22 protein-coding genes and 1 riboswitch are annotated in these 26939 nt (G+C 40.3%); of the genes, 5 read left to right on the plus strand and 17 right to left on the minus strand.

What is annotated here, in order from left to right; translation table 11 throughout:
• Positions 1-140: 140 nt before the first annotated feature.
• From F602_RS0107655 to F602_RS0107690, 8 genes are all read right to left on the minus strand, one after another.
• A complete protein-coding gene (locus F602_RS0107655) occupies positions 141-1076 on the minus strand; it encodes a class C sortase (protein WP_018167384.1) in 936 nt (311 codons plus the stop codon).
• Positions 1077-1243: 167 nt separating this feature from the next.
• Positions 1244-2677, minus strand: a complete 1434-nt coding sequence (locus F602_RS0107660; RefSeq protein ID WP_018167385.1) for a SpaH/EbpB family LPXTG-anchored major pilin — start codon at positions 2675-2677, stop codon at positions 1244-1246.
• A gap of 82 nt (positions 2678-2759) precedes the next feature.
• Positions 2760-7775, minus strand: a complete 5016-nt coding sequence (locus F602_RS0107665; RefSeq protein WP_018167386.1) for an InlB B-repeat-containing protein — start codon at positions 7773-7775, stop codon at positions 2760-2762.
• Positions 7776-7814: 39 nt separating this feature from the next.
• A complete protein-coding gene (gene lepB, locus F602_RS0107670; protein ID WP_018167387.1) occupies positions 7815-8405 on the minus strand; it encodes a signal peptidase I in 591 nt (196 codons plus the stop codon).
• Complete coding sequence (locus F602_RS0107675; protein WP_018167388.1) at positions 8398-8658, minus strand: hypothetical protein; 261 nt, start codon at positions 8656-8658, stop codon at positions 8398-8400. The genes lepB and F602_RS0107675 overlap by 8 nt, the downstream gene beginning before the upstream one ends.
• Before the next feature lie 196 nt (positions 8659-8854).
• Positions 8855-9886, minus strand: coding sequence for a YeiH family protein (locus F602_RS0107680; RefSeq protein ID WP_026183366.1), 1032 nt, complete (start codon positions 9884-9886; stop codon positions 8855-8857).
• A 123-nt stretch (positions 9887-10009) separates the two neighbouring features.
• Positions 10010-12112: a surface-anchored 5'-nucleotidase gene (locus F602_RS0107685; protein WP_018167390.1), complete on the minus strand. Its 2103-nt coding sequence runs from the start codon at positions 12110-12112 to the stop codon at positions 10010-10012.
• Between the two features lie 295 nt (positions 12113-12407).
• The gene (locus tag F602_RS0107690; protein WP_018167391.1) at positions 12408-12746 is read right to left on the minus strand and encodes an ATP cone domain-containing protein; all 339 of its coding nucleotides are present in this window, start codon (positions 12744-12746) and stop codon (positions 12408-12410) included.
• A 238-nt stretch (positions 12747-12984) separates the two neighbouring features.
• On the opposite strand from F602_RS0107690, the gene pepF reads away from it, so the two are divergent.
• Positions 12985-14775: an oligoendopeptidase F gene (pepF, locus tag F602_RS0107695; RefSeq protein WP_018167392.1), complete on the plus strand. Its 1791-nt coding sequence runs from the start codon at positions 12985-12987 to the stop codon at positions 14773-14775.
• Positions 14776-14809: 34 nt separating this feature from the next.
• On the opposite strand, the gene F602_RS0107700 is transcribed toward pepF, so the two are convergent.
• From F602_RS0107700 to F602_RS0107740, 9 genes are all read right to left on the minus strand, one after another.
• Positions 14810-15313: a GNAT family N-acetyltransferase gene (locus tag F602_RS0107700; protein ID WP_026183367.1), complete on the minus strand. Its 504-nt coding sequence runs from the start codon at positions 15311-15313 to the stop codon at positions 14810-14812.
• A gap of 18 nt (positions 15314-15331) precedes the next feature.
• Complete coding sequence (dapA, locus tag F602_RS0107705; protein ID WP_018167394.1) at positions 15332-16267, minus strand: 4-hydroxy-tetrahydrodipicolinate synthase; 936 nt, start codon at positions 16265-16267, stop codon at positions 15332-15334.
• A 67-nt stretch (positions 16268-16334) separates the two neighbouring features.
• On the minus strand, positions 16335-17411 hold the full coding sequence (locus F602_RS0107710; protein ID WP_018167395.1) for an aspartate-semialdehyde dehydrogenase: 1077 nt from the start codon (positions 17409-17411) through the stop codon (positions 16335-16337).
• A 172-nt stretch (positions 17412-17583) separates the two neighbouring features.
• Positions 17584-18771, minus strand: coding sequence for a cation:proton antiporter (locus tag F602_RS0107715; RefSeq protein ID WP_018167396.1), 1188 nt, complete (start codon positions 18769-18771; stop codon positions 17584-17586).
• A gap of 68 nt (positions 18772-18839) precedes the next feature.
• Positions 18840-18920: riboswitch (Fluoride riboswitch) on the minus strand.
• 244 nt (positions 18921-19164) lie between these two features.
• Positions 19165-19431 (minus strand): DUF1905 domain-containing protein, encoded by a 267-nt coding sequence (locus F602_RS0107720; protein ID WP_026183368.1) that lies wholly within the window; start codon positions 19429-19431, stop codon positions 19165-19167.
• 39 nt (positions 19432-19470) lie between these two features.
• Positions 19471-20124 (minus strand): DNA alkylation repair protein, encoded by a 654-nt coding sequence (locus F602_RS0107725; RefSeq protein ID WP_018167398.1) that lies wholly within the window; start codon positions 20122-20124, stop codon positions 19471-19473.
• A complete protein-coding gene (locus F602_RS0107730) occupies positions 20117-20623 on the minus strand; it encodes a GNAT family N-acetyltransferase (protein WP_018167399.1) in 507 nt (168 codons plus the stop codon). Before F602_RS0107730 ends, F602_RS0107725 begins: the two co-directional genes overlap by 8 nt.
• On the minus strand, positions 20624-21235 hold the full coding sequence (locus F602_RS0107735; protein ID WP_018167400.1) for a DUF5052 family protein: 612 nt from the start codon (positions 21233-21235) through the stop codon (positions 20624-20626).
• 135 nt (positions 21236-21370) lie between these two features.
• Positions 21371-23041: a formate--tetrahydrofolate ligase gene (locus F602_RS0107740; RefSeq protein ID WP_018167401.1), complete on the minus strand. Its 1671-nt coding sequence runs from the start codon at positions 23039-23041 to the stop codon at positions 21371-21373.
• Positions 23042-23214: 173 nt separating this feature from the next.
• Between F602_RS0107740 and F602_RS0107745 the strand changes: the two genes are divergently transcribed.
• The 4 genes from F602_RS0107745 to F602_RS0107760 all read left to right on the plus strand — a co-directional run bounded on the left by F602_RS0107745 (position 23215) and on the right by F602_RS0107760 (position 26826).
• Entirely contained in the window at positions 23215-23907 is a 693-nt protein-coding gene (locus F602_RS0107745) for a phosphopantothenate--cysteine ligase (protein WP_018167402.1), read from the plus strand.
• A gap of 1 nt (position 23908) precedes the next feature.
• Positions 23909-24445: a phosphopantothenoylcysteine decarboxylase gene (coaC, locus tag F602_RS0107750; protein ID WP_018167403.1), complete on the plus strand. Its 537-nt coding sequence runs from the start codon at positions 23909-23911 to the stop codon at positions 24443-24445.
• Positions 24442-25011 (plus strand): ECF transporter S component, encoded by a 570-nt coding sequence (locus F602_RS0107755; RefSeq protein ID WP_018167404.1) that lies wholly within the window; start codon positions 24442-24444, stop codon positions 25009-25011. Before coaC ends, F602_RS0107755 begins: the two co-directional genes overlap by 4 nt.
• 96 nt (positions 25012-25107) lie before the next feature.
• A complete protein-coding gene (locus F602_RS0107760; RefSeq protein WP_018167405.1) occupies positions 25108-26826 on the plus strand; it encodes a phospho-sugar mutase in 1719 nt (572 codons plus the stop codon).
• Positions 26827-26939 lie beyond the last annotated feature (113 nt).

Genomic DNA, 26939 nt, shown 5'->3' on the forward strand with positions numbered 1-26939 from the left:
AGAAAATAATATCACCTTAGTTACTACAGATCTATCATCTAATACTATTCATAAAAAAGAACACTTTGAATACTGTTATACAGAATTCAAGAGTGTTCCTTTGTATTATCGATTAGCGGACCCTTCTTCAAAGTCTGTCATTATTTCCTAATCATTCGTTTGACATGACTGATGACTTCTTGGAAAGACTGATTTTCTGGCTTTCTTGCCTGGATGGAATGCTCTGCTAAATATTTTTCTACTCGATGTTTGTGTCGTTTCTGATAGGAAGGACTCGTTACAACTAGGATATAAAGCAATAGGATTAGCAATATGGGTATAGCAATAAATGGTGCAATAAAAATAGCTTTGATTTGGACTGCATCTGAAATAACAGAAGCGTTTCCGTCTACATTTTCGATGCGATGACCACGAACGAGCAAACGATGTGTATTGATACCGTAAGGTGTGCAAGTGACCAATGTCAGCAAATCTAAATTCGGGTCAGTGACGATTGTGGATAAGTCAGTTGGTTCTACAACTCGAATTTGATCCACCTGATAGGTCAATGTTTCATTTAGGACATGAATGGTAAAAATATCCCCTTCTCGCAGTTTATCCAAGTCCGAAAAGAGCCTTGCTGAAGGAAGACCACGATGGCCAGATAAAACGCTATGCGTGCCCAAGCCACCAACAGGCAAGGATGTCCCCTCCAAGTGACCAATGGAGGTTTCGAGAACTTTTTCATCTGTGCCATGAAAGAGTGAGAGTTTCACGTCAATCTTGGGAATTTCGATATATCCCATAATCCCATCATTGTTAAAGTTCAATTCCTGATTGTAGGCTTCTAAATCAGATGCTGTAACGTTCCAGTTGATCGGATGACTTTCATTATACCGACGAGCACTATCAATGATTTTCCGATACTCTTCATCAGTCATATCCGAAACTGTTTCAGAATAGGACATAATCGCTTCGGATTGGTGGAAGGAATTCCAATAATCACTGACGGATGGATAGGCTAGGAGACCTAAGCCAACTAAAAAAATGACGGGCATGATAAAAGAAGATACCTTTTGCTTCAGCCACTTGAGCATGAAATTCCCTCCTTTCTTCTTGTGTATCACACTTTTAAGATAGAAACTTCTATCCCAAAAGTCTAAACACAAGCGTTTAGACCAAAGAAATATCTTCGGAAATACTTCAAATAGCTACTGCAGCACTTCCGAAGATTATTTTCTTTATTTTTACATCTATATGATCATTAGATACTGTTCATACGACGTTTTGAAATAGTGTAAACCAAGGCTACTAAAAGTAAGATTGAGCCAATCAAATAGAACAAGGTTGTACCAATCGCACCTGTATTTGGCAAGACAGCACCTTTTTTATTAACAACATCTGCACGTGCATTGTTATCTTCTGATACTGTAACAGCCTTACGTTCTGTCAAGACATTGTAACCATTTGGTGCCTTGATTTCTTCGAGGTAATAGGTAGTACTATGCTTGAGACCTTTGATAACGACTTCTCCAGCTTCAATAATCACACCTTGCTCATCAGCCTGAGCTACACGGTAAACCCCTTCAGTTTCCTTAACAACCTTGATTTCAGTACCATTGTTTTCTGCATCATAAAGTTTGAATTCTGCACCAGTTAAGGTGTCACTTACATCATTTGTCTTCTTCAAAGTGAAACGGTGGGTAGTAATCGTAGTTGTTTCAGTTGGTTGTGTTGGATTTACTGGAGTTGGATTTGCGTCTGGAGTATCTGAAGTGTTGTAACCAATGGTTGCTGAGTTAGTTGCTTGACCCTCTTTAGCATCTTTAGTCACCACTGCTGAGTAGGTAATCACCACTTCTGATGGAGAGTTGTAGATGGTTTTGTTATTGTCTGCAACCCAAGTAAGAACCAGTTTCATTTTACCACCCTCGAAAGTCTTTGCAACCTTTGCAGTGATATCTTGTCCAGCTACTTTTACCAGTACAGAATCTTGGTTGATTTTTAGAGCAGTTGGTGTATCTTCAATGGTGTAAGATACGATTTGTTTGGTTTGTCTATCCTTTGTGACGTAGTTGGTTGCGTTAAACTTGATTTGGAAGTTAACTGTATCTCCAATTTTTGCAGTTGTTTGACTAGTAGTTGAAGTATTATTGAGGATTGTTTTTCCTCCACCAGTATTTTTATCTGGGATAGTTGGATTTGTGGTATTTTTATCAATAACAGTTGCAGACGGTCGTGTACTGTCAACGGAAATAATACTTCCCAATGAAGACTTAATATAGTAGTAACCATAAGGAACATTGTTAAACACTAGAGTGTTATCTGCTGCAGTAGCGCTTGCAACTTCTTCTCCATGTTGAACAGCCCATTGCTTAAATTCTTCTGAAGTTAAGTCAGCATTTGACTTTGCAGTAATATTGCCTTTGGTATCTACTTCAAACCACTGTGAACCACCAAAGTTATCTGCAGTTTTTCCCTTAGGGAGTTTATAAGAGATACCTGTTCCGTCTTCAGTTACAGTAGCATCAAAAAGTTTATAGATAGTATAAGTATCACCTTGTGAGGCATTAGAGATGGTGATTGTACCAGCACCATTTTTTCCGCTATCAACGGTTTGCGCTAGGGCACTTGAACCAAGAGCAAAAACTGTTAAAACTGCCACTAGGGCTGTTAAAAATTGTTGTAACTTTTTCATAATATTCCTTCTTTTTATTTTTATGTAATATCTACGTATTACGAATTTGCTTGTCAGATAATAGTTGTTTACAAAAGATCATTTAGAGAGGCTTCATTCCTCCTCCCATCCGACGTTTGAGACCTAGATGCATCAAAGAAGCGAGGAGTACGAGGGTGAAACCAGAAATGAAGAACCACTTCTGACCAACTCCACCAGTACTTGGAAGAGCCCGTCCTTGCTCATTAGCAATCTTGATTCGATGACTAGCAAGACCAGTTGGTCCATCAAGTTGAGCCCGTTCTGGGATAAAATCATTACCAGTCTCATCAGACAAGGACACTGTATAGAAAGACGCAGTCTGGTCCTCATTAAAGTTATCCTTGATGGTGAAGTAGATATAACTATCTAGGACAATAAAGCCATCTGGCGCCGCCAACTCTTGAAGTCGATAGCGACCAGGTTCTAGGCCTATAGGGATGTTGCTTCCCTCCTTGCTTGTGATAGCAAATTCCTCTGCTACACTAATCTTCGCCCAGTTGATGCCATCCCACTTGGTCAACTCAAACTTACCACCTGCTAGGGATTGCCAACTCAAGTCAGTCTTTTGAATGTTCATGACTTCCTTGACTTTCAACTGCCCATATCGGATATCTAATTCATAGTTAGCCAGATTGGTTCCATCTTTTGGACGATAGTTGAAATAGTTGGCTACAAACCCAGGTTCAGTTGGCCCACCTAGGAAGGTTGGAACAACTCCTTCTCCCTCGACAAATCCTGTGTAATCAACTCCTGTTGGAACTGAAACAGCAATTTCGTCAGAACGAAGTTCACTACCATCATAGTTCTTTTCCGCTGAATCAGAGGTAAGAATCAAGTGACGTTTGCCAATCGTAAGCTTACCGTTCGAAGCATGGAAAGTAGCTGAAAAATTGGGATTTAAAGTAGAGAAACGATTTTGCAGATTCAGGACGTAGTCACCAACATCCTTTTTAGTAAGGGTTTTGTCAGCATGGGATCCATTGAACTCAATCATAGACTCCTTGAAAAGTCCACTACTATCGTCTATGTTCTTGATAGAATAGCTGATTGTCTCTGCTTTTCCATCATACACTTTGTCCTTAACCTCACCCTCTATGTAAACTACTACAGGCCGAGGAGTCACTGTTAAGGTTGCTGGAATATAGGTAATCTTGTAGAAATAATTTCGATTTTTATTACCTGACCTGAAGACCGCTTCTTTAGGACTTGTGGCAACTGTACCAACATCAGTCTGACTGCCATCAAAAGCTAAACCTGTAAGAGTATCACCTGGCTCCAAATAGGAAGTATAAGCATTTGTGATATCTGCAGGACCTGTACTTTTCAGTGCTTGACCGTCATAGACCTTTGTCTTGTTTTGAGCGGTAATGACAAGATTTTTCTTATAGTAAAGGTCAATAACAATATCATTCGTATTTTCAATTCGATAGACTTGCTTGTTGGCTACACGACTATTATCCAGAGATTTCTCGTAAGTATAACCAGCAATATTTGGTCGATTCACCACATAAGAACTCTTCTTTTTGCGGTAAGCAATGGTTGGCTGTTGCCCTTGAAGTGGATTGCCATCCATATCCAAATAATTTACTTTAATCTTAGCAGTCTCAAAATCTTTATACTCAAAGACAAGGACATTATTCGCATCGTTTGATGATAAAGTCAAGGTTTTGAGATTGATTACTGGATAGTAATCCTTAGCCAACATATCAGCTGTTACATTGGGTTGTGTCGCAAAGTATTGTTTATCAATCTTCGCCGCAGTCTCTTTCACACGAATGGTACTGCCTGGCACAGTTTTGGTAACTGGTGGTGCCACTTCAATATTCGGATTGTTTGCTAGAACATATTTTACAGTGTACTTGATGTCCGCTGCTTTTTTTGCATAATAGAACACTATCTCATTATTCACAAGATTCAGTTGAATATCCTTGACTCTGCTATCTGGGCGATAACCTGTAATAGCAAGGGCATCCTCGGAAATCGTTTGATTCAATGCAAAGGCTGGACTAGTAACCACCTTCTCCTTGGCTAAGGAATTGTTGGTCCCAACTTCCAAATACTTGACTGTATAGGTCAAGGGTTTCAATTGCCAACGAGCATATAAGGTTACTGGACCAGTAATAGGCCTTGACCAATTATAATAGGTTCCTCCTGTTGGTTGAGTATACCAACCAACAAAGTCATAATGCTCTCGACTAGGTTCATTTGGCAATGTTGCAGTCTTGTACTTTTCAATAGTCTGGCTTGCTGGTGGTGCCCCATTTCCACCATTTAGGTCAAAAGTAACCTGATAAGATGGAGCAATCCAGTTAGCATATAAGGCTAAGTTACCAGCTGGCATAACACCAAAATTGTATTTGGTTCTCAACTCAGGATCAGAGTACCAACCACCCCATGTATAATCCGCATCAACTGTTGCAGGTCTTGGGGGAATGTAATTATAGGCAGGAAGATTGATATTTTGGTCAAAGCGCACAACTTTTCCTGTACTTCTAATCTGACTATCTTTGTAGAAATAATCAATGGTATAGGTTTCTCGTTGATAATAAAATCGGAAAACCGACACATAGCGCCGACCATTGTAAGAGCTATTGACATTTCCAGGCTTACCTTTCGGTACAGCTATGCGAGTGAAACCAGAAATTGACTTTTGACCAAGTGAACCATTCCAAACCTGTCTGAAAGACTGGCTAATATCAGATAAATCATATTGTTTAGGATCATTAGCCGATTGGAGATAGTATTCTACTCTTTTTTCGATTAACCCCGCCTGCCATCTGGCAGTATAGGTTTTGATATTATTGCGATCAGATCCACGAAGAACATCCCCTGAAACCTTATCACGATCAGTTAGATATAAGGAATTGCTCGGATTATTTGGATGAGACCATCCCATAAAACCATAGTAGCCATTCGCATCAAACATCTCATTGGTACCTGAGGGCCATTTATGTGCAATATACTGCCCTAATACCACATCCTTAATTTCATAGATAGTACCACTTGTTGTTGTATAGGTTTGTCCTCCAATCATCAAACGAAGACCAGCATCTGACCCATAATCATTCGTTGTTCCTAAATCAAAACGAAGGGTATAGCGTTTGAGTTTATAATAAACATTGAGTACCGAAGAACCATCTGGTTGAATGACGACAGAGGATTGGTTATTGGCTGCGACATCCACCTCATGATACGGCAAGGAGGTAGCAATTGAATCTGCAGAAGCAGCTCGAACAGTCGTACCAACCTTAGCCGACTTGGTTGCAGTTGTGCGATACACATAGCTTGTAGTCTGAGTATTGTTATCATAAACTTCCTCAAAATAGACCACTCGATAAGATACTACTTTAGGTTCCCATTTTGCATATAGAGTCTGTTCACCGTTTAAGGTAACACTACCAGTTACAGGCCTTCCTTTTAATTCCTTGTTGTTATACCAGCCAACAAAATCATAACCTTCTCGTTTAGGGACCACGGTGGTAATGGGAATTGTTTGTTTGTATAGACCAGTCTGAGGCTCTATATAATCGCCTCCATTTGAGTTGTAATTGAGGCTAAAAGCTTTCCGAGTATAATAAACCCTAAGTTCTTGACCTGACTTTCTAGTGATTTTTTCTGGTGTCGTTCTCTCGAAATGAGCATAGTCATAATTCAATACCTGAGCAGTCACAGTAGAGCCCAATAAACCGTAAGCATGCACTCGTTCAATCTCAGTATAGCCATTACCTGTCAAATCTTTCAGAAGGTAAACAAAGTCATATTCGGCGGTATATGGAACAAACTCCAAATCGATGGTCAGCGTCTTATCTTCTTGATTGGCTAACGGTTCTACTTGTTCACTCGTAATTTCAATAAGAGGTTTTTGAGGATAATAGATGGTGTCGGCGGAAAGTGTAGGATCTTCTCTTTTAGACACCTTGGTAGAAGCTGGTGGTGTAATGCGATAAGGAATGTCTTCTGCGGCTAACTGGAAGGTCTCCGAGTCAAAGGTTACATTTTGATTGTTACTTTTATTTTGATAGAAATAGTTAACCTTGATGGTGTAAAGAGGTATCGGTTCAAATACAGCTTCTACCACCATATTTTCTGTAACTGGCGTGTTTGCTGTTACGATATTTCCAGTTTTTCTATCTCTCCAATGCTTAAACTTATGACCTTCTTTGAAAGGGTCATCAGGTAAGTTGGTAATAGTGGCTCCATCAGCAATATCAATCAGAGTTACAATTTCTTGCTCAATATTGTCTGAATCTAGCACAATAAACTTCACATTGTAAAAATCTGCAGCAACATCACCATAGATAGAGAAAGAGTCAGCTTGGAAGGAAACTTCTGATACTTGTTTATTTTCTTCCTTGGTTTCTGCTTTAACAACTTCCACCTGATTATTTTCTTCAAAATGTACAATCTTCAGTTTGCTGTCTTCACCTAGCTGAACAGCGCTGTCATTCTTTATATGAATCCTGACAGGGGATGCAGGCTCTACTTCTTGTCCATCATGAAGAAATTGAATATCAAAAAAGCGTGCATAGCTAAGCTCACTTGCTCCTAATGCTTCCTTTGCTTTTTCAAAATGGACTCGATACTCTTCAGACTGACTGTCTAGCTCTCTAACCTTTAGTTCAACTTCTCTAGGAAACTGGGCGCTTGCATCAAATGCTGCTGTTAATTCATAGCCATCACCTTTTTGAACCATCATAGTTGGCTCAGTAATTCGTTCATGTTCAGAAGCTGTTTCATTACTGAGCTGTGGTGGACTTTGATCTTGCAACTCAGTTGGTGCTGAAGCGTCAGAGACTTCTGTCTGAGGTGCTTCAACCATATCTTGTGTCATACTTTCCTGTAGCACTGCAATTGTGCTTTCTGGCAAGTGACTTTGGTCTGTTGGCGGCTCATCCGTGCTTGAAGTACCTGTATGGATACCAGGGGTTTGTTCGACCTTATCTTGATCCAATGTCAGAGCAGGTAAAATCAAGGCATAGGTAGTTGCAAATACAACTAAAATAGCGATTAGGTTAACAATTTTTCCGTACTTACGTCTCCACATCAAGATTTTCTCAAACTTAAAAGAATTCCACATGCTCTCCTCCTTTCTAACTATATTTTTTCTGATTCGTAACTAGTCAATCCATCCTAATTCTGACAATGGCCAGATTTTAAAGATTAACTTCCCAACAATCTGTTCATCTGCAACTGTACCGATAGCATTACTTCGTGAATCGATCGATTCTTTACGGTTATCACCCATCACAAATATGCGATTTTCTGGCACTTGATAGGGAAAGGTTATATCTGTATGTCCATAGTCTTTCGTTGTCAAATAAGGTTCATCTAACTTCTTCTTATTGACATAGACATTACCTTTTTCGTCCATATCAACCCAGTCTCCTGACTCGGCAATGACTCGCTTCACGAGGATATTGTTATTATAATAGAAAGCAACTACATCACTGGTCTCAAAATGATTGCTCTTCACTGAAACTACAATATCACCATTATCCAGATTCCCCTTCATAGAATTACCATAGATTCTTAGAATGGGAAGAAATAACACAGCGACTAGCACAGCAAAAGCAGCTACCACAACCAACATGAAAACGGTACTCCTAATGGTTTCCCAAAAGGTCTTTTTGTATTTGGATTTTTGGTACGCTGCTTTTATATCGGCTGTTTCAGGAAGCTGCTTTTTGGGGTAGTTTTGGCTACTCATCCACATCTCCTGCTTTTCTTTTTAGATTGAAAAGATACAAGTCGGCCGCCTTCTGAGCTTCTTCAAAAATATTTGTCAATTTTAGAGAAGCCTCTGCAAGAGAACCTGAATGCTCGATCTTCAGTTTTTTATTGTTTAATTCTTCTTTGGTTGCTGCTAGCTCACTTCTCAAGGCGTCAATTTCTTCAGCTTGAGCCAACATGATTTCGTACAACTCAATACGCTTGAGTTTTCGAAAGTCCTTTTCATTCATTACTACTTATATAACCTCAATTTATGTTCCAAACTAATGGTGATTATAGCAAAAGAAGGTAGTCTAAACAAGTATTTTGTCTAGGTACTATTCATGTACATAATAAACCTTGTACATTATATCACAATCCTCTTATAAAGTCCATAGATAATTCAGTTTTTTACCTATTTTTTCTGTCACTTTCCGTCTATAACCATCAATGAATCAATCCCATCAAATACTGTAACAACAAAGAAACGATGGTAATACCTCCCCAACAAATAGCACCCAATACAAGCGCTCTTTTCCCTCTTTGTATTAGATGGATTAAATTAGTTCTAAGACCAATTGATGACATAGCCATAGTGATGAAAAATTTTGATAGATTTTTTATCGGAAGAAAGAATTGACCGGACAATCCTAAACTAGTCCAAGTCGTTGTAAAAAGACTCGCTAAAATAAAAAATAAAATAAAGGTAGGAAAGAAATTTTTCACTGCAAAACTGGTATCCTGGCCTGCTGTTTTTCTTGTTTGAAGAAAGGACAGGGCTGCGGTGATTGGCATAATAGCAAGTGTTCGTGTCAATTTTACAGTTACTGCGGTATCTAGAGTTTGGCTTCCTAGGTGATGCAGATTATCCCAAGTGGCTGCTGCTGCTGTTACAGAAGAAGTGTCGTTGATTGCTGTACCAGCAAAAAGTCCAAAATTTTCCCCTGTTTGCGTAGAAAATCCTAAAAATTGACCCAAATTTGGAAAAAGAAGTGCAGCTAGCAAGTTAAAGAAAAAGATGACGGAAATCGCCTGTGCAACATCTTCCTCTTTTGCATCAATAACTGGCGCTGTGGCTGCGATAGCTGAACCACCGCAGATAGAAGAACCCACTCCAACCAAAGTGGCAATATCAGCTTCAATACCACCATAACGATGACCAATATAGGCAATTACAAGTGCTACTGTGATTGTAGATAAGACTATAGGCAAGGATTGTTTTCCTGTTTCCCAAACGACACCCAGATTGAGACCAAAACCGAGTAAAACCACTGCAGATTGTAAAATCTTCTTAGAAGTAAAAGTTAAACCAGCATTGAGATGCTCACTATTTTTTGTGAAAGGTACAAAAGCCATCCCGATAAGTAGAGCAAAAACTGCACCACCCACCAGGGGGAATGCTGTCCCCAACCATTGACTGACAAAGGCAATAAGGGTGCAAACCATCACTCCCAGACCATGTTTTTTAATCCATTTTATCATCCATTTTCTCCTTTATGTATGTACTTCCCTATTATACTGCTTTTTTTGGTAAATAGTAACGAATAATTCATAAAATACAAAGTAAAATCCCACATGATACAATCATGTGGGATTTTCGTTCTATTTTTTCTTTCTTCTTAAAACCAGAGCAAGGACTGCCACAAGTCCTCCTAGACCTAGTACCGTCAGAAGAATACTTGCACTTTCACCAGTAGCTGGAAGAATAACTTTCTTCTTGCCTTTCTTAGCTGGAGGAAGCTGGTCTTCTGTAGTTTGTTGTTCCGGTTTGGTAGCCTTCTTAGTACCAACATGAATCACTTCAGTCACTGGCTCAACTAAAACAGTTCGACTAATTTCTTTACCAGTAGCATCTTTCACCACTTTTACCTTACCATTGACACCTTTTGTTACTACTTTTTCAGTACCTTCTGGTAACGTACTATCTTCAAGACGCTGGCTTTCAAATGGAATCTCTACTTCTTCTTCAGTTGTTTGCTCGGCTGCAATTTGTGCAGCTGATTTATATGTTTTCACACCGGTGATACCTGCTGTAACTGGCTGACCTGCTGCTTCTAATCCTTTGATATAAGAAACAAATACTTCTGTATCAGGCTGAATCGCCCCCACTAATCGGCCACCTGTCAAGGCAGAAAAGCTATCACCACCACCGTATAAGAAATCATTGATGACAACTGTGTAGGTAGCACTTGGATCTACTTCTGTTCCATCAGCCTTATAAGCTTTGTAGACCTTATAAGGATTTTCTGGCGTTGGATTATCCGCATCTGTATAAATATATTTGAGACCAGACATCTGTAGGAAATAACGCTCAGACTCATCATACTGCTGGTTGAGTGCATCATAAATCTGTTGACCAGTCAATTCTACGATCTGTAAGATATTTCCAAAAGGCTGTACGGCCTGTGCCGATCCCCAAGTAATAGACTTATCATCACCTACAATCAGGTCGGAGCGAATACCACCATTATTGGTAAGCGCGAAATCTACATTATAGCCTTCTTTGCGGGCAATTTCTAGCTGACCTGTAGTAATCAAGTTACCAACCGGGCTTTCCTTAAACTCATTGATATCACGTGTAATATCTTCAGAGGAAGCAGCTGTTCCGATTTTGGCTTGAGTAACCGTTGCAACAATGCTATCGGCTTCATTAACAATCGCCTGAATGACTGGATCTTTCTCAACACCAGGCGCTGTTGCTGTAACTGTTGCTGTCGGTGTTGACACAAAGTCCTTCGTCTCCGTATCAAGAATCCCCCGAACATCGGTATAAGCTTTACCTTGAGAAATAGACTGTACAATACGAGTATTACCAGCTAGTCCGTTAGTATAGACATGATTATGTCCTGCAAAAACAACATCCACAGAGTGACTCGGATCAATCGTTGCCACACGCGCCATCATATCAGCAGCCTGACCACTCGCAACATCTCCCTCACTTGTAGACGGAACATGGGCAAGAACAATAATAGCATGAACACCTTGCTCACGAAGTTGCTTAGCATACGTTGCAATAGTCTCTGCTTCATCAAGGAATTGATAGCCCTCATGATGCTGCTTCAAAACAAGGCTTGGAATTTCTGTCGTGACAATTCCAATAAAACCTACCTTGACTGTTTGACCGTTGACATCTACATCTTCAACTGCATAAGGACTCCAACCATACGGAATGGATCCCGTTGCTTTATCTATCACATTGGCAATAACTGTCTTTTGTTGAGAAGCCTCACGTGGATAAGTATGTACAATATCATAAAATTGACCTGGTGATGGTGCTAGGCCATTTAAAATCCTATAAAACTCTGGTAAACCTTCGTCGAATTCATGGTTACCAAGAGTCCCATAATCAAATCCCATAGCGTTTAGAACACGGATAGTTGGCTCATCCTGTAACAAACCAGAATTGGCTGGACTAGCCCCAACCATATCACCAGCCTGTACACGAAGGCTGTGACCATTCGGATTGGCTGTCAAAAAGTCGTTTTCAGCCTTGTTCAAATAGGTTGACAAAACCGCTGCAGAACCTGTCCCTGAAATCCGACCTTCTGGCATATAGGCCGAACCTGTCGTACTCAAAGCGCCGTGAAAGTCATTAATCCCCAGAATTTGAATAGGGGCCTGATCAGCTGATACTGAGCTTGCTAGCAAACTACCTGATACCAAAAGACCGAGGGCACTAAATTTTAGACAATGTTTTCTCTTCATAGTTTCCTCCAAACTAAAGATTCTTAAAAATACTCTTCCATTTTACAACATTTAGAAATCGATTTCAATTTCAAAGCTACTTCACTCATCTATTTTTTCCAAAATAGGTTTAAAAGATTGATCTACTGAATACTTAGCTGATACAGCTCAATCCTTCCTATTTCCTTACTTTTGTAGCCACCCAATTTCTAAATAAAACAATCGATTTCCCTATCTCTAGCAAGAAACGGTCTTTATCTTTATCAAGAACTACTTCCAAACAAATATAAAAAGCACTCAGCGAGTACTTTTTAACTTATCTTACTTGTTCAAAATGAAGGTGTACAACAATCTTGTCAGCATAACCATTTCTTTCTAGATCACGCTGCAAACGGTAAGAAATATAATGTTCAGCAATGGTGATGTAGCCTGCATCTAACAAGCGATGTTCTACCTGAGATTGAACCATACTGATGGTTGGACGCTCTGTATGTGCTTCTTCCAAATCCAAAACTACTTTTTTTGTAACCTGAGCCAAATTTTGTCTCCAGTTGTCATCAATAACATAGACTGTTTGTGCGGCCTTGATGATGGCTTGGTAAATTTTATCTGGGTCAAAGTCTACAACTTCGCCACTACGTTTAATAACTTGCATAAGACGCTCCTTAAATCAAGATGGATAGGCCAGAATGAGAAAACTGATGATTATGGCCAAGAGGATATCATCAGCAAAAGATGGTACAATCAGTTCCTTCGACTTGTTCAAAGTGTATCAGGCTTCAACCTTTTTATCTTACTTTTATTATCCAAGTATAGGAGGTATTTGTCAAGTTTTAAATCCAATATGGTATAATAATTTTTAGAGTTTATATTTCAATAAAAGGAGATACGACATGACAACTGCTATGCCAAAACGGCAAGATATTAACCCTCAACTGAAATGGGATACCAATTTGCTTTACAAAAGTCCTGCAGAATATCGCAAGACCTTACAAGAATACAAGGACATGGTTGCCCAGTTCGAAGAGGATTTTAAAGGGAAATTGATTGACAGTCCAACAATTACAGCAGCTCTCAAACGCTATGAAGAATGTCTGGTAATCGACAGCCGATTGATGCACTACGGATTCCTTAACTTAGATGTAGATAAAATGAATGTGGAACTGGCTGCGCTAGCCAATGAATACCAACTGATATTTGCTGCTACTGCTCCCCGACTTTCTTTCCTCGAAACAGAGCTTGGTTTGCAAGATGAAAAACTTCTCAAACAGGTCATTTCTGAACAGCCTCAGTGGACTTCTTATCTAGAAAATATCATCCGTCAAAAACCTCATCAATTAACAGCTGATCAGGAAGAACTACTTGCAAACTTTGCTCCAACTTTCCGTCAAGCTTATGATAATTATGAGACAACCAAGTTTGAGGACATGACCTTTTCAAATTTTGAAGCTAATGGTCAAACTTACCAAAACAGTTATGTACTCTTTGAAAATGACTATGAGATTAGCCATGATACAGAGCTTCGCCGAGCATCTGCAGATAGTTTTTACAAGACACTCCATGCTTATAAGAATACCACTGCTACAACTTATCTCGCCCAAGTTAAAAATGAGCAAATTCAAGCCAAATTACGTGGATTTGACTCTACCATTGATTATCTTCTCTTCCAGCAAAATATCTCTCGTGAACTCTTTGACCGCCAGATTGATGTCATCATGAAGGAGCTGGCTCCCCACATGCGTCGCTTTGTCAAACTCATGGCTAAATCTCATGGATTGGACAAGATTACCCATGCGGACTTAAAAATCAGTCTCCCTTCTGACTTCAACAAACGCATCACACCGGAGGAATCCAAGCAATTTTTAATGGATTGCTTGGGAGTTTTGGGTGAGGACTATGTGAAGATGATTCAACAAGCCTTTGATGAACGGTGGATTGATTTTGCTCAAAATGAGGGCAAGGCAACAGGTGGATACTGTGCTACTCTTTATGATGGTCCTTCCTATATCTTGCTTTCTTGGACTGGACTCATGAATGAAGTCCTCGTATTGGCTCACGAACTGGGACATGCTGGCCATTTCCAGTTGGCTAAAAAACAAAGCATCCTCAATTATGAGCCTTCACTCTACTTTATCGAAGCACCATCCACGGCCAATGAAGTGTTAACTTGTAATACCTTACTTAAAGAATCAGATGATCCTCAATTTAAGGCTTATCTCATTAGTGAATTAATCAGCAGAACCTACTTCCACAATATGGTTACTCATCTTCTCGAAGCAGCCTTCCAACGTGAAGTCTATACTCGAATGGACAAGGACGAATACCTCAATGGTGATATCCTCTGTGACATCAAGCTCCAACTTCTCAAGGATTTCTGGGGGGATGATTTTGAAATCGGTGAAGATGCTGGTCTAATCTGGATGCGTCAACCCCACTATTATATGGGACTCTATCCTTATACTTACTCTGCAGGTCTGACCATCGGTACTGCTATGGCTAAACAACTAGAAGAAAAACCTGAGGAGGTTGTTGCAACTTGGCTTGAAACCTTATCATTAGGTGCTAGCTTATCTGCTCAAGACTTAGCTCAACATGCCGGTGTTGATGTGTCCACTGATAAACCGCTGAAAGATACCATTTCTTATGTAGGATCTCTAGTCGACCAGTTAGAAAAACTTATTTAAAAAGAATAAACCAGTTCATATGAACTGGTTTATTTTAAATCTCACGTTTAAAATGACAAGATATTCCCTGACTGGCATCAATCCAAGAAGGTGTTTCATGACTGAAACTAAAACCTTCTTTTTCATAAAAAGGAATGCCGATAGGATTTCCCTTGGTAACTGCAACCCACTGCTCTGTTGAACCGTAGGTTTCTTTTTGATAAGAGGTCATAGCTTCTAGTAAGGAGTGACCAATCCCACGCCTTTGGGCAGACAAAGCAACATAAAACACATATACCTGAGCCTTATTCTCCTCGTCTACACCGCCACCAATACAGCCTAAAATTTCCCCCTCTTCTTCTGCCAGCCAATAACCATGAAAGGCTTTACTATTTGAAGTCAATTCCTTGCGCAGTGTCTTTTCTGTATAAAATTCCTGAATGACCCTTTCGATGTATTCAGGGTTACTGATATCCTTATAGACTGTTCGATAATTCTCACTACAAATCCGAGCGATGTCTTGCCAGTCATCAGGTTTACCCATACGAATAGTTATCATAAAATGTAAAATTTCCTCTTAATAATCTGGTCGAATAACCCCTGTCACTGACTGACGGGTTGCAACAATATCTTCCTCAAGAACAACCTTGATAATCCGCTTTGATTCTTCTGGAGTACAAGAAACCAAGGGCAGGCGAAGTGGCCCAACTTCGTAACCGAGATGATTAAGCACAGCCTTGACAGGAGCTGGACTAACCACAGAAAAGAGTGCATGAACCTTGGCTAGATACTGACGCTGAATTTTCGCCGCTGTCTGAATATCACTAGCTTTAATAGCTTGGAACATCTCATAAATTTCATTGCCACAGACATGAGAAGCCACACTGATAACTCCATCAGCTCCTAAGTTCATAGCATGAAAAGCTTCCCCATCTTCACCAGTAAAAATAAGGAAATCTTCTGGTTTATGCTCAATCAGATAGGCCATATTATCGAGCGTTGTACATTCTTTTACACCAATAATATTTGGGTGTTCTGCCAGACGTAACATAGTTTCGGGAGCGACTTCTACCACAACACGACCTGGAATATTGTAAATGATAATCGGCAAATCACTGGCATCTGCAATAGCCTTGAAATGCTGATAAATCCCCTCCTGATTGGGTTTATTGTAATAAGGGACAATGGCTAAACCAGCAGCAAAGCCCCCAAAGGCAGCAACTTCCTTGGCAAACTCAACCGAATCTCGCGTGTCATTGGTTCCGATACCAGCAATCAGCGGAACACGACCATTGACAATCTTTTGTACCGCTGCAAAGAGCTCAAGCTCTTCTTCATGGGTTAACGTCGGACTTTCTGCAGTAGTGCCAGCCAAAAGAATTCCTTCTGTATGCTGTTCTAACAAAGCCTCAATCAGCTTTGGCAAGGCTTCAAAATGAATGGAGCCATCCTCATGAAAGGGAGTGACCAAGGCTGTGATAATGTTGACATTTTTTAAATCTTGAATGGCCATCTTTATCTCCTATCTTTGTATAGAAGGATTGGCTAAAAATGAGATTCTAGCCAAAAGCTGTGTATCGTTATTTCAATTCAAACTTTAATTCTGCAGTGGGACGAACCAAACCACGTTCATGGAGAGTTTCTGCGATTTGAACAGAGTTCCACGCAGCACCTTTAAGGAGATTATCTGACACTACCCACATATGAATACCGTTTTCTTTGTCCAAGTCCTTGCGGATACGACCAACAAAGGTATCACGGCTACCAACAGCATTAATGGCTTGTGGGTAAATTTGATGGGCGACATCATCCTCTAAAACTGCACCTGGAAAGGCTGCAATAGCTGCCTTCACTTCATCAATTGGAGCGATTTCTTTGGTTTCAATATAGACTGATTCAGAATGAGCAGACAATACAGGGATGCGAACACAAGTTGCAGAAACAGCAATAGAATCATCTTCCATGATTTTCTTAGTTTCTTTTGTCATTTTCATCTCTTCATAGGTGTAATCATTGTCTGTGAAAACATCAATCTGCGCAAGAGCATTAAAGGCAATCGGATAGTGCTTCTTATCACCGCCGGATGGCAAGATATTAGCCTCCACATCCTTTGGATCCAGTCCATCATTCAATACAGACCGCATTTGAGCCTGAGTTTCTAAAATTGCTCCCATACCAGCACCAGATACCGCTTGATAAGTTGATACGATGATACGCTCCAATCCCCACTTCTGACGAACAGGCTCAAGAGCCACCATCATCTGAATAGTAGAACAGTTTGGACAAGCAATAATACCATTGTGCTTATCCAAGGCATGAGGATTCACCTCAGGAACCGCAAGTGGAACATCTGGATGCTGACGGAAATATGAAGTATTGTCAACCACTACTGCTCCAGCCTTTACAGCGTATGGTGCATATTTGGCTGAGGTAGAACCACCAGCAGAAAAGAGGGCTATATCCACACCAGCAAAAGCAGTCTCCTTCGTTTCTTCGATAACCACATCTCTTCCCTTAAATTGCAAGGTTTTACCTGCAGAACGAGCAGATGCCAAATATCGGATGTTATCAATTGGAAGACTTGACTCCTCCAACATCTTAATCATTTGTGTGCCTACGGCTCCCGTAGCTCCAACAACAGCAACAGTATATCCCATAACTTCTCCTTATTTCAAATGATCCAAAAAATCACTTTCAAAATTTTCTAAAAATTTATATTGCTACCATTATACTATTTTAGCTAGAAATTGTCAGCTTTATTTCTTGGTTTTTTATAAAAAATTAAAAACCTGACAGCTTCGCTCAACTATCAGGTCTATCATTCCATTTTTAGTTATCTTTCGTCAGTAACGTTGCATAATTGGTATCCATCAATAATGCCCCTAATGGCGCTGTTAAGACAATACCAATAACTGCTACGGAGAGAATCATTTTTCCTGATTCTAAGCCTGTTGCCAAAGGAATAGTACCAATAGCAGCCTGAACAGTTGCCTTGGGGAGATAAGCTAGTACTACAAATAACTTTTCCTTTTTGTTCAAATGACTTCCTGAAATACTGATTAGGACACCTAGGGATCGAATCACTAGAGCCAGAAAAATCATAAGAACAGCTGGCAAGCCAGCATTGCCCAAGTAACGTATATCAACTGCTGTGCCAACCAGAACAAATAAGAGCAACTCTGCAGCTATCCAAATAGTACCAAAAGAGTCTGCGAGCAACATTGTGTCTTCTTTTGGACTCTTTATCTTGATAACGGCAGCCATAGACATGACAGCCAAAAGTCCTGAAAGAGCAATTCGCGCCTTCAACCAAGATTCCAAAGCTAATAACATAAAAGCTAACCCTAGTAAGATAATCATCTTCTGAGCAAGATGGAGAGTGGGTACTTGCTTGAAGAAATGAATAGCAACAAATCCAATGAAAGCACCAAGAAGAACTCCCAATACGATTGATAATGGAATATTCAAGAATTGAAACAGGTTCAAGCTACCACCATTCGCCATTGAAAGAAAGCTGGTAAAGAGAACAATCACTACTATATCATCTAAAGAAGCGCCAGCCAGAATTAGTTGAGGGATTGATTTCTTTATACCATAGCCCTTATCAATCAGATAAACCATCCGTGGCACCACTACTGCAGGCGATACTGCCGCCATGACAGTTCCCAAAAGGGCTGCATCTATGGTGGACATTCCAAATAAAAGAGGAGCAAAAAAGATATAAGCCAACAGCTCAAAACTAGCTGGTAAGAAGGACATTAAAAGAGCTGGACGACCTACTTGTTTCAAATCTTTGAGGTTGATGGTCAAACCTGCCTTAATCAGAATAATGACGAGGGCCATCTGGCGCCAGGATGTAGAGTGTTCTAAAAGGCTAGCATCAAGCAAATTAAACATGAAAGGCCCTAGAACCACACCAGCCAGTAACATACCAATAATCCTTGGAAGTCCAATTCTCTCTGATAAGAGAGCCATCAAAAGACCACCTAGAAATACATAAGCCAAAGACGTTAACATTGCTAACTCCAATCTAGTCAAAAACTGTGTCAAAAGAATAAAAAGATGGCCTCCATGACACCACAAAAGGCATCATAGAAGCCATCAGCGCAAAACGCGGTTTAAATTCTTTTTCTGAATTTAGGGAGTGCCTCATTCCCTTGATAGATTTTATTATATCAGTATCTAAAGCTTTGTCAATGACTTTTCAATATTTTCGTCCCTTTTAGAAACGAAAAAACCTCCTCTCAAAAGAAAGAAGGTTTAGGGGCATGTTTCCATGAGATGAAAAGGTTCACACAAGTCATCAAGGTCCGCTCCTGCGTTATGACCTCCCCAGCGCAATATGGTCTTACGACCAAATCGACTCATCGCATGAACTTATTTTATCACAATCAGTTTAAATTGCAAGTGCTAGGTCTTATCTGCTGGTACTTCTTCTATTGTGACTCGAACTTCATCCCCAACATCCTTACCAATCTTTGCTCGAATGGTTTTTTGAATACCGATAATGTAGCAGATATTCCCTTGCTCATCCTTAACTCCCATATTGACAATAGAACCGTCATAAGGATGGCCATCAAAGGTCGCATGTACCTTGACCCGCCCTTTACTGAACTCCTTGCGTATATCGTAGGGAAAAATAAGATAGGCCCCTCCCTTATCGGGAACAGGATAGATGGTAGCGTCAAAACTTGTAGACCTTACTCATATAGGCTCCTAAAGATATTTACTAGCTTCACGGATACTGAGAGGGGCTAACTCTTCTCCGTATTTGTTTAGAAAATCCCTTACCCAACTGGGATTGGTCTTGGAATAATCTCGCAAACTCCAGCCGATGGCCTTATTGATAAAAAATTCTGTCTGATTGAGGTTGTTCACAAGAATTTGTTCTAAAAGTTCTGTGTCCGTATCCCCTTTACGCAAAAGTTGATGGTCAATGGCAATTCGTCTCAACCAGAAATCCTCGTCCTGACTCCAAGCTAACATGGTAGCCTTGGCTTTTGGATTCTTCGCTACAATTTCACCAACCAGGGTATCCAGATTGTCCACACTATCCCACCAAGACTTGGTCTGAATCAACTGCTTCAATTTTGGCAGGTGCTCATTTGTCAAATCTTTTTTCTTACTGGTCAGGTAGTCAATCGCTACGTACTGAAATTCACGTTCAGGCAACTGCCACATAGTATCTACAAATTCCCAATCAATCCCCTCGTGCCTATATTCTTTAAAGAAAGACCGGCATCGTTTTCTTCTTTCGGGAGTCTTAATCCCTAAAAAGGGAAACTGATTCTTCATATAAGCTGCCATTGGAATAGCCTGTTTGGGATTGGCTATTTCCCTTAAACTGGTTTCTAATAAATGACTATCCATCCTTTTCCTCCTTGATAAGAGATTTTTGCATCCAAACTGTATCCCACCATTGACCAAACTTAAAGCCAACTTTTTTGAAATGACCAATTTGCTCATAGCCTCTCTTTTTATGAAAGCAAATGGATGCTTCATTTGGTAAAGAGATACAAGCTAAGAAATTGATGATATTCTGCTGAGTCAATTTTTCTTCCAAGGCGTCATAGAGAGCATTTCCGATGCCTACTTGTGTCTTTTTTGTATCGACATAGATGGATAATTCGACAGTCCAATCATAAGCAGCACGATCATAGTATGTATGAGCATAGGCATAGCCGAGAATCGTATCTGCCTCCTCTGCCACTAAATAGGGAAATTTATCGAGTATAGTCTGAGTACGACTTTGAAACTCTTGAACACTAGGTACTTGAGTTTCAAAAGTGATGGTGGTCTCCTTAACATAGGGAGTATAGAGAGCCAATAACTGCTCCGCATCTTCCACTTTTGCTTGTCGAATGTGCATTTAGTTCTCCAATAATGGACGATCATAAATAGTGTAGTCACAACGGTAGATGATTAAACGTTTGCCATCAATCAATAACTCTGAAGTCTTAGGTGCATCAGAAGTATAAAGAGAAACCTTATCCCCAGCATAGGTTGCCAGTGGCGTTCCATTTTGCGAACGAATTAAAATCACTTTGGCCTTGCCTGTAAAATCATTTTTCAGTTTAGAAACCATTCGGTTGACCATAGGGATGGCCCGGCTTTCTTCTTCAATATTAACTGTTTTTTGATATTTAGCAAAGAGATCTTCCAAACCATCTTCTGCAGCGATTAAGGAAGAGCCAACGTGGTCTATTTCGTATTTCCCGATTGTTACCTTGAGAACAGACGAATCCCCCTTAGAATTCCCTTCTGCATCCTCTGAATCAAACTCCTGATTTCGTTCGATGGATAGGGATTTACCGTCCATTTCATCAATCAATTGAGCATTTTCATCAAAGGTCCGAACAGTCATTTCCAGTCCAATCCATTCTTCCTTGGTATTTTTCCACCAATTTTGAACGGATTGACAGGCAGATAATGAGACGAGGCTCAAAATAAGCATCAGCGATAATGTGAATTTCTTTTTCATACAAACACCTCCTAAGTATGATATCTTATTGTACCATGGATTGAGAAAATCAGATAAATCAGCGATCCGTTATCACGCTATCTAGATATTGAAGAATAGAAAAAATCCGCTTTTCTACGGATTTTTAAGCTATTTTTAGAATAATCCAAGGGCTTGACCGTTCACATCAACATCCATTTTTAGGGCAGCAGGTACTTTTGGTAAACCTGGCATGGTCATGACATCTCCAGTTAGAGCAACGATAAAACCTGCTCCTAACTTCGGTACTAACTCGCGAATGGTAATATCAAAGTCAGTTGGTGCTCCTAGAAGACTTGGGTCATCGGAAAAACTGTATTGAGTCTTGGCCATACAGATAGGCAACTTATCCCAGCCATTTTGGACGATTTGGGCAATTTGATTCTTAGCTTTTTTCTCAAAAATTACCTTATCCGCTCGATAGATTTCACGCGCTACTTTGCTGATTTTTTCTTCAATGGAGTCTTGATCGTCATATAGACGAGTATAGTTTGGCGCTTGGTTAGCAATAGTAGAAACAACGGTTTTGGCCAATTCTACACCACCTTCAGCTCCATTGGCCCAGACACTAGCTAGGGCAACAGGTACCTGGATATGGTCACAGAGTTTCTTTAATGTTGCAATTTCTGCTGGAGTATCAGTGACAAATTCATTGATGGCAACGACCACTGGGATACCGTACTTGCGCATGTTTTCCACATGACGAGCTAGATTGGCAAAGCCAGTCTCAACAGCTGAGACATTCTCAGTTGATAGAGCATCTTTAGCAACACCGCCATTCATCTTGAGAGCCCGAATGGTAGCTACTACTACGATGGCATCCGGACTTTTCGGTAGATTTGGTGTCTTGATGTCGAGGAATTTTTCGGCGCCGAGATCCGCTCCAAAGCCGGCTTCTGTCACTGTATAATCAGCTAAACGCAGGGCTGTGGTTGTAGCTAAAACGGAATTACAACCGTGGGCAATGTTAGCAAAGGGACCTCCATGAACAAAGGCTGGTGTGCCATAAATAGTTTGAACCAAATTGGGTTTGAGGGCATCTTTCAGAATCAGGGTCAGGGCCCCCTCAACTTTCAAGTCACGGACATAGACTGGTGTCTTATCATAGCGGTAGCCAATTACAATGTCAGCCAACCGCTCTTTTAAATTATTCAAATCTGTAGCTAGACATAAGATAGCCATGATTTCAGAAGCTACGGTAATGTCAAAACCATCCTCTCGTGGTACTCCATTTAAAGGACCTCCAAGACCAACAGTCACCTGACGAAGAGCACGGTCATTCAAGTCCACTACCCGTTTCCAGATAATTCGGCGAGGATCAATTCCAATCTCATTTCCTTGATGAAGATGGTTATCAATCAAAGCTGAAAGGGCATTATGAGCTGTGGTGATAGCGTGCATATCACCTGTAAAATGGAGATTGATATCTTCCATAGGTAAGACTTGAGCATACCCACCACCTGCTGCGCCACCCTTCACTCCCATAACAGGCCCTAGAGACGGCTCGCGTAGTGCAATCATAGTTTTCTTTCCGATTTTAGACAAAGCATCTGCTAAGCCAATTGTAATAGTTGATTTACCTTCACCAGCTGGAGTTGGATTGATAGCTGTAACCAAAATCAATTTACCAGGTGATTGATTTTCCAAGGCCTTGATTTTTTCAGCAGTTAGTTTGGCCTTGTATTTTCCATAAAGTTCAATATCATCAAAATCAATCCCGAAGGGTGCAACAATCTCTGTAATCGGCTTGAGCGTAACCTCTTGTGCAATTTCAATATCCGTTTTCATACTTCACCTCAACATTTTTCTGATTTTATTGTATCAAAGTCAAGAAAAAAATGCACGTTTAACTGATATTTCATTAATATAGTTCGTTTTTCAGAAAATTTTTAGTCTTTTTCCAAAGTAGCTAGAGGTCGCAAAAACTTTACGAAAAGTCTTTTTTCTTGTAAAATATTAGCATGAAAATTTTAATCACATCTGGTGGAACTAGGGAAGCTATTGACCAAGTTCGGTCTATCACCAATCACTCAACTGGCCGTCTGGGAAAAGAGATTGCTGAAACCTTTCTTAAAGCTGGATACCAAGTATCGCTAGTGACAACAAAATCTGCTATCAAACCGAATATCCATCCTAACTTGACTATTATGGAAGTTAGCAATGTAGACAGTCTGCAACAAACACTAGAGCCTTTAGTAAAAAATCATGATGTTCTCATCCATAGCATGGCTGTATCTGACTATACACCTGTCTATATGGCTGGTATCAAGGAAGTGGCTGATGTAGAAAATATTTATGATTTTCTAGAAAAAAAGAATACAGAAAATAAAATCTCATCTGCGGATGACTATCAGGTACTTTTCCTTAAAAAAACACCAAAGCTTATCTCCTCTATCAAAAAATGGAATCCCAACATTCAACTCATCGGCTTCAAACTACTGGTAGGGGTTAGTAAAGAAGAATTGTGGGCTGTGGCTCGAGACAGTCTGAAGAAAAATCAAGCTGACTACATCTTGGCCAACGACTTAATGGACATCAAAGATGGTCAACATCGTGCCTATCTGATTGGTAAAGACACGGAAATTCAGCTGGAGACCAAGTCTCAAATCGCTCAAATGATCTTAGAGCTTGTCTCTCAAAGAAAGGAATTTTAGCATGGCAAAGATTACACTTGCTGTATCGGGTTCTATTTCAGCATATAAAGCTGCAGATTTAACGAGTCAACTGACAAAGGCTGGCCATGTAGTGACTGTGATCATGACCAAAGCGGCTACAGCTTTTATTACTCCCTTGACCTTACAAGCCCTATCAAAAAATCTAGTTCATACAGATATCATGCTGGAGGAAAATCCAGCCTCAATCAAACATATCGATCTTGCTAAGGAAACCGACCTTTTCCTAGTAGCTCCTGCTTCTGCCAATACTATCGCCAAACTGGCTCATGGGTTAGCCGATGATATGTTGTCCGCAGTAGCCCTAGCCATTCCAGTAGGTATACCAAAACTGATTGCTCCAGCCATGAATACGAACATGTATCTCAATCTATCTACCCAAGATAATCTTGAAAAGTTAGCTCGTTATGGCTATACTGAAATCAAACCCAGAGAAGCCCTTCTGGCCTGCGGAGACTTTGGTACTGGTGCCTTAGCCGAAATTGACATCATACTCAAAACCATAAAGGAGATATTATGAAAAATAATCGTTCTAATCATATTGCAACTGTGGCCATGTTCTTTGCAGCTATGTTGGTCATTCACCTACTAACCTCTGTTCTCTTTAATGTCCTACCTTTTCCAATAAAGCCGACCATCGTTCATATTCCTGTCATTATTGCATCCATCATCTACGGGCCACGAATCGGAGCTACACTCGGCGCTTTCATGGGAATTATTAGTGTTGTGACAAATACCTTCGTCCTACTTCCAAGCAGCTACCTCTTTTCACCCTTCGTTGAAAACGGAAATCTTTATTCCCTCATCATTGCTATGATTCCCCGTATCCTGATTGGTATCACTCCCTACTATGTTTATAAATTCGTGAAAAATAAACCTGGTCTGATTCTAGCTGGCGCTATTGGTTCCATGACCAATACAGTGTTCGTACTGGGAGGAATTTTTATTCTATTCTCTACTGTCTACAATGGTAATTTACAAGCCATGTTGGCAACAATACTAGGTACCAATGCCCTGGCTGAGATGGTCATTTCATCTGCCTTGACCGTAGCCATCGTCCCTGTGATGGAAAAACTAAAAAAATAAACTAAAAAGTCACGCCAAGGCGTGCTTTTTTTACTCAAAAATGGTATAATAAAAACGTTTAAATATAACAAAAACCATTTCAGGAGGAATCTGTCAATGACCTATCAAGAAAAATACCAATCCTGGCTTGATTATGCCGATCTTCCAGACTATTTGCGTCAAGATTTAGTCTCGATGGATGAAAAAACCAAAGAAGATGCCTTTTATACTAATTTAGAATTTGGTACGGCTGGTATGCGCGGTTATATCGGTGCTGGAACCAACCGAATCAACATCTATGTCGTACGTCAAGCAACTGAAGGTTTAGCAAAATTGGTTGCCTCAAAAGGGGAAGAAGCAAAAAAACGCGGTGTTGCAATCGCCTATGATTCACGCCACTTCTCTCCAGAATTTGCCTTTGAATCTGCTCAAGTCTTGGCAGCTCACGGTATTCAATCTTATGTCTTTGAAAGCCTACGTCCTACACCTGAATTGTCTTTTGCAGTTCGCCACTACAACGCTATTGCCGGAATTATGGTTACAGCTAGCCACAATCCAAAAGAGTTTAATGGCTACAAAGTTTATGGTGAAGATGGCGGACAAATGCCTCCTGCCGATGCGAATGCCCTGACAGATTATATCCGTGCTATTGACAATCCTTTTGCTATTGAATTAGCTGACCTAGAAGAGGCTAAAGCTTCTGGAATTATCAAGGTTTTGGGAGAAGAAACAGATATCCAATATCTAGAAGAACTCAAAGATCTCTCTATCAATCCTGAACTTATCAAAGAATTTGGTGCAGATATGAAGATTGTATACACCCCTCTTCATGGTACAGGTGAAATGCTGACCCGTCGAGCTCTAGCACAAGCTGGTTTTAATTCCGTTCAAATTGTTGAATCTCAAGCAACTGCGGACCCTGACTTCTCAACTGTATCCTCACCAAACCCAGAAAGCCAAGCTGCTTTTGCCTTAGCTGAAGAATTGGGTCGCGAAGTCGGTGCGGATGTTCTCCTAGCTACTGACCCAGATGCTGACCGTGTGGGGGTAGAGGTTCGCCAAGCCGATGGTTCTTACTGGAATTTATCAGGAAACCAAATCGGAGCTATTATTGCGAAATATATCTTAGAAGCTCACAAACAAGCTGGCACTCTTCCAGCCAACGCAGCCCTATGCAAATCTATCGTATCTACTGAACTAGTCACTAAGATTGCAGAAAGCTACGGCGCAACCATGTTCAATGTCCTCACTGGTTTCAAATTTATCGCTGAGAAAATCCAAGAATTTGAGGATACAAACAACTACACCTACATGTTTGGTTTTGAAGAGAGCTTTGGTTACCTGATTAAACCATTTGTACGGGATAAGGACGCTATTCAAGCTGTGCTGTTAGTGGCTGAGATTGCAGCCTACTACCGTTCACGTGGTCTCACCCTTGCGGATGGTATTGACGAAATCTTCAAGGAATACGGCTACTTTGCTGAGAAAACTATCTCTGTCACTCTCTCTGGTAAGGATGGAGCGGAGCAAATCAAAGCCATCATGGCTAAGTTCCGTGACAATGCTCCTGAGCAGTTTAACGGAACAGACATTGCCCTCTTTGAAGACTTTGCCCTTCAAACCGCAACAGATAAAGATGGTAATGTGACTTCTCTTACTACTCCACCAAGTGATGTACTCAAATATACTCTAGCAGATGATAGCTGGTTTGCTGTTCGTCCATCAGGAACTGAACCAAAAATCAAATTCTATATTGCTACAGTTGGTGAAACCCTTGCTAAAGCAGAAGAAAAGATTGCTAACATTGAAAAAGAAATCAATGATTTTGTCAACTAATCAGTTATAAGAGGCTTCGGCCTCTTTTTTTGATAGAAAAGCGCAGAAACACCCGCCTTACTCGGCGGGTGCTCATAACTATTATAGAGGAAAAGTCTAAGTACCACATACAA

The sequence above is a fragment of the Streptococcus minor DSM 17118 genome, from assembly GCF_000377005.1.
GTDB lineage: Bacteria > Bacillota > Bacilli > Lactobacillales > Streptococcaceae > Streptococcus > Streptococcus minor.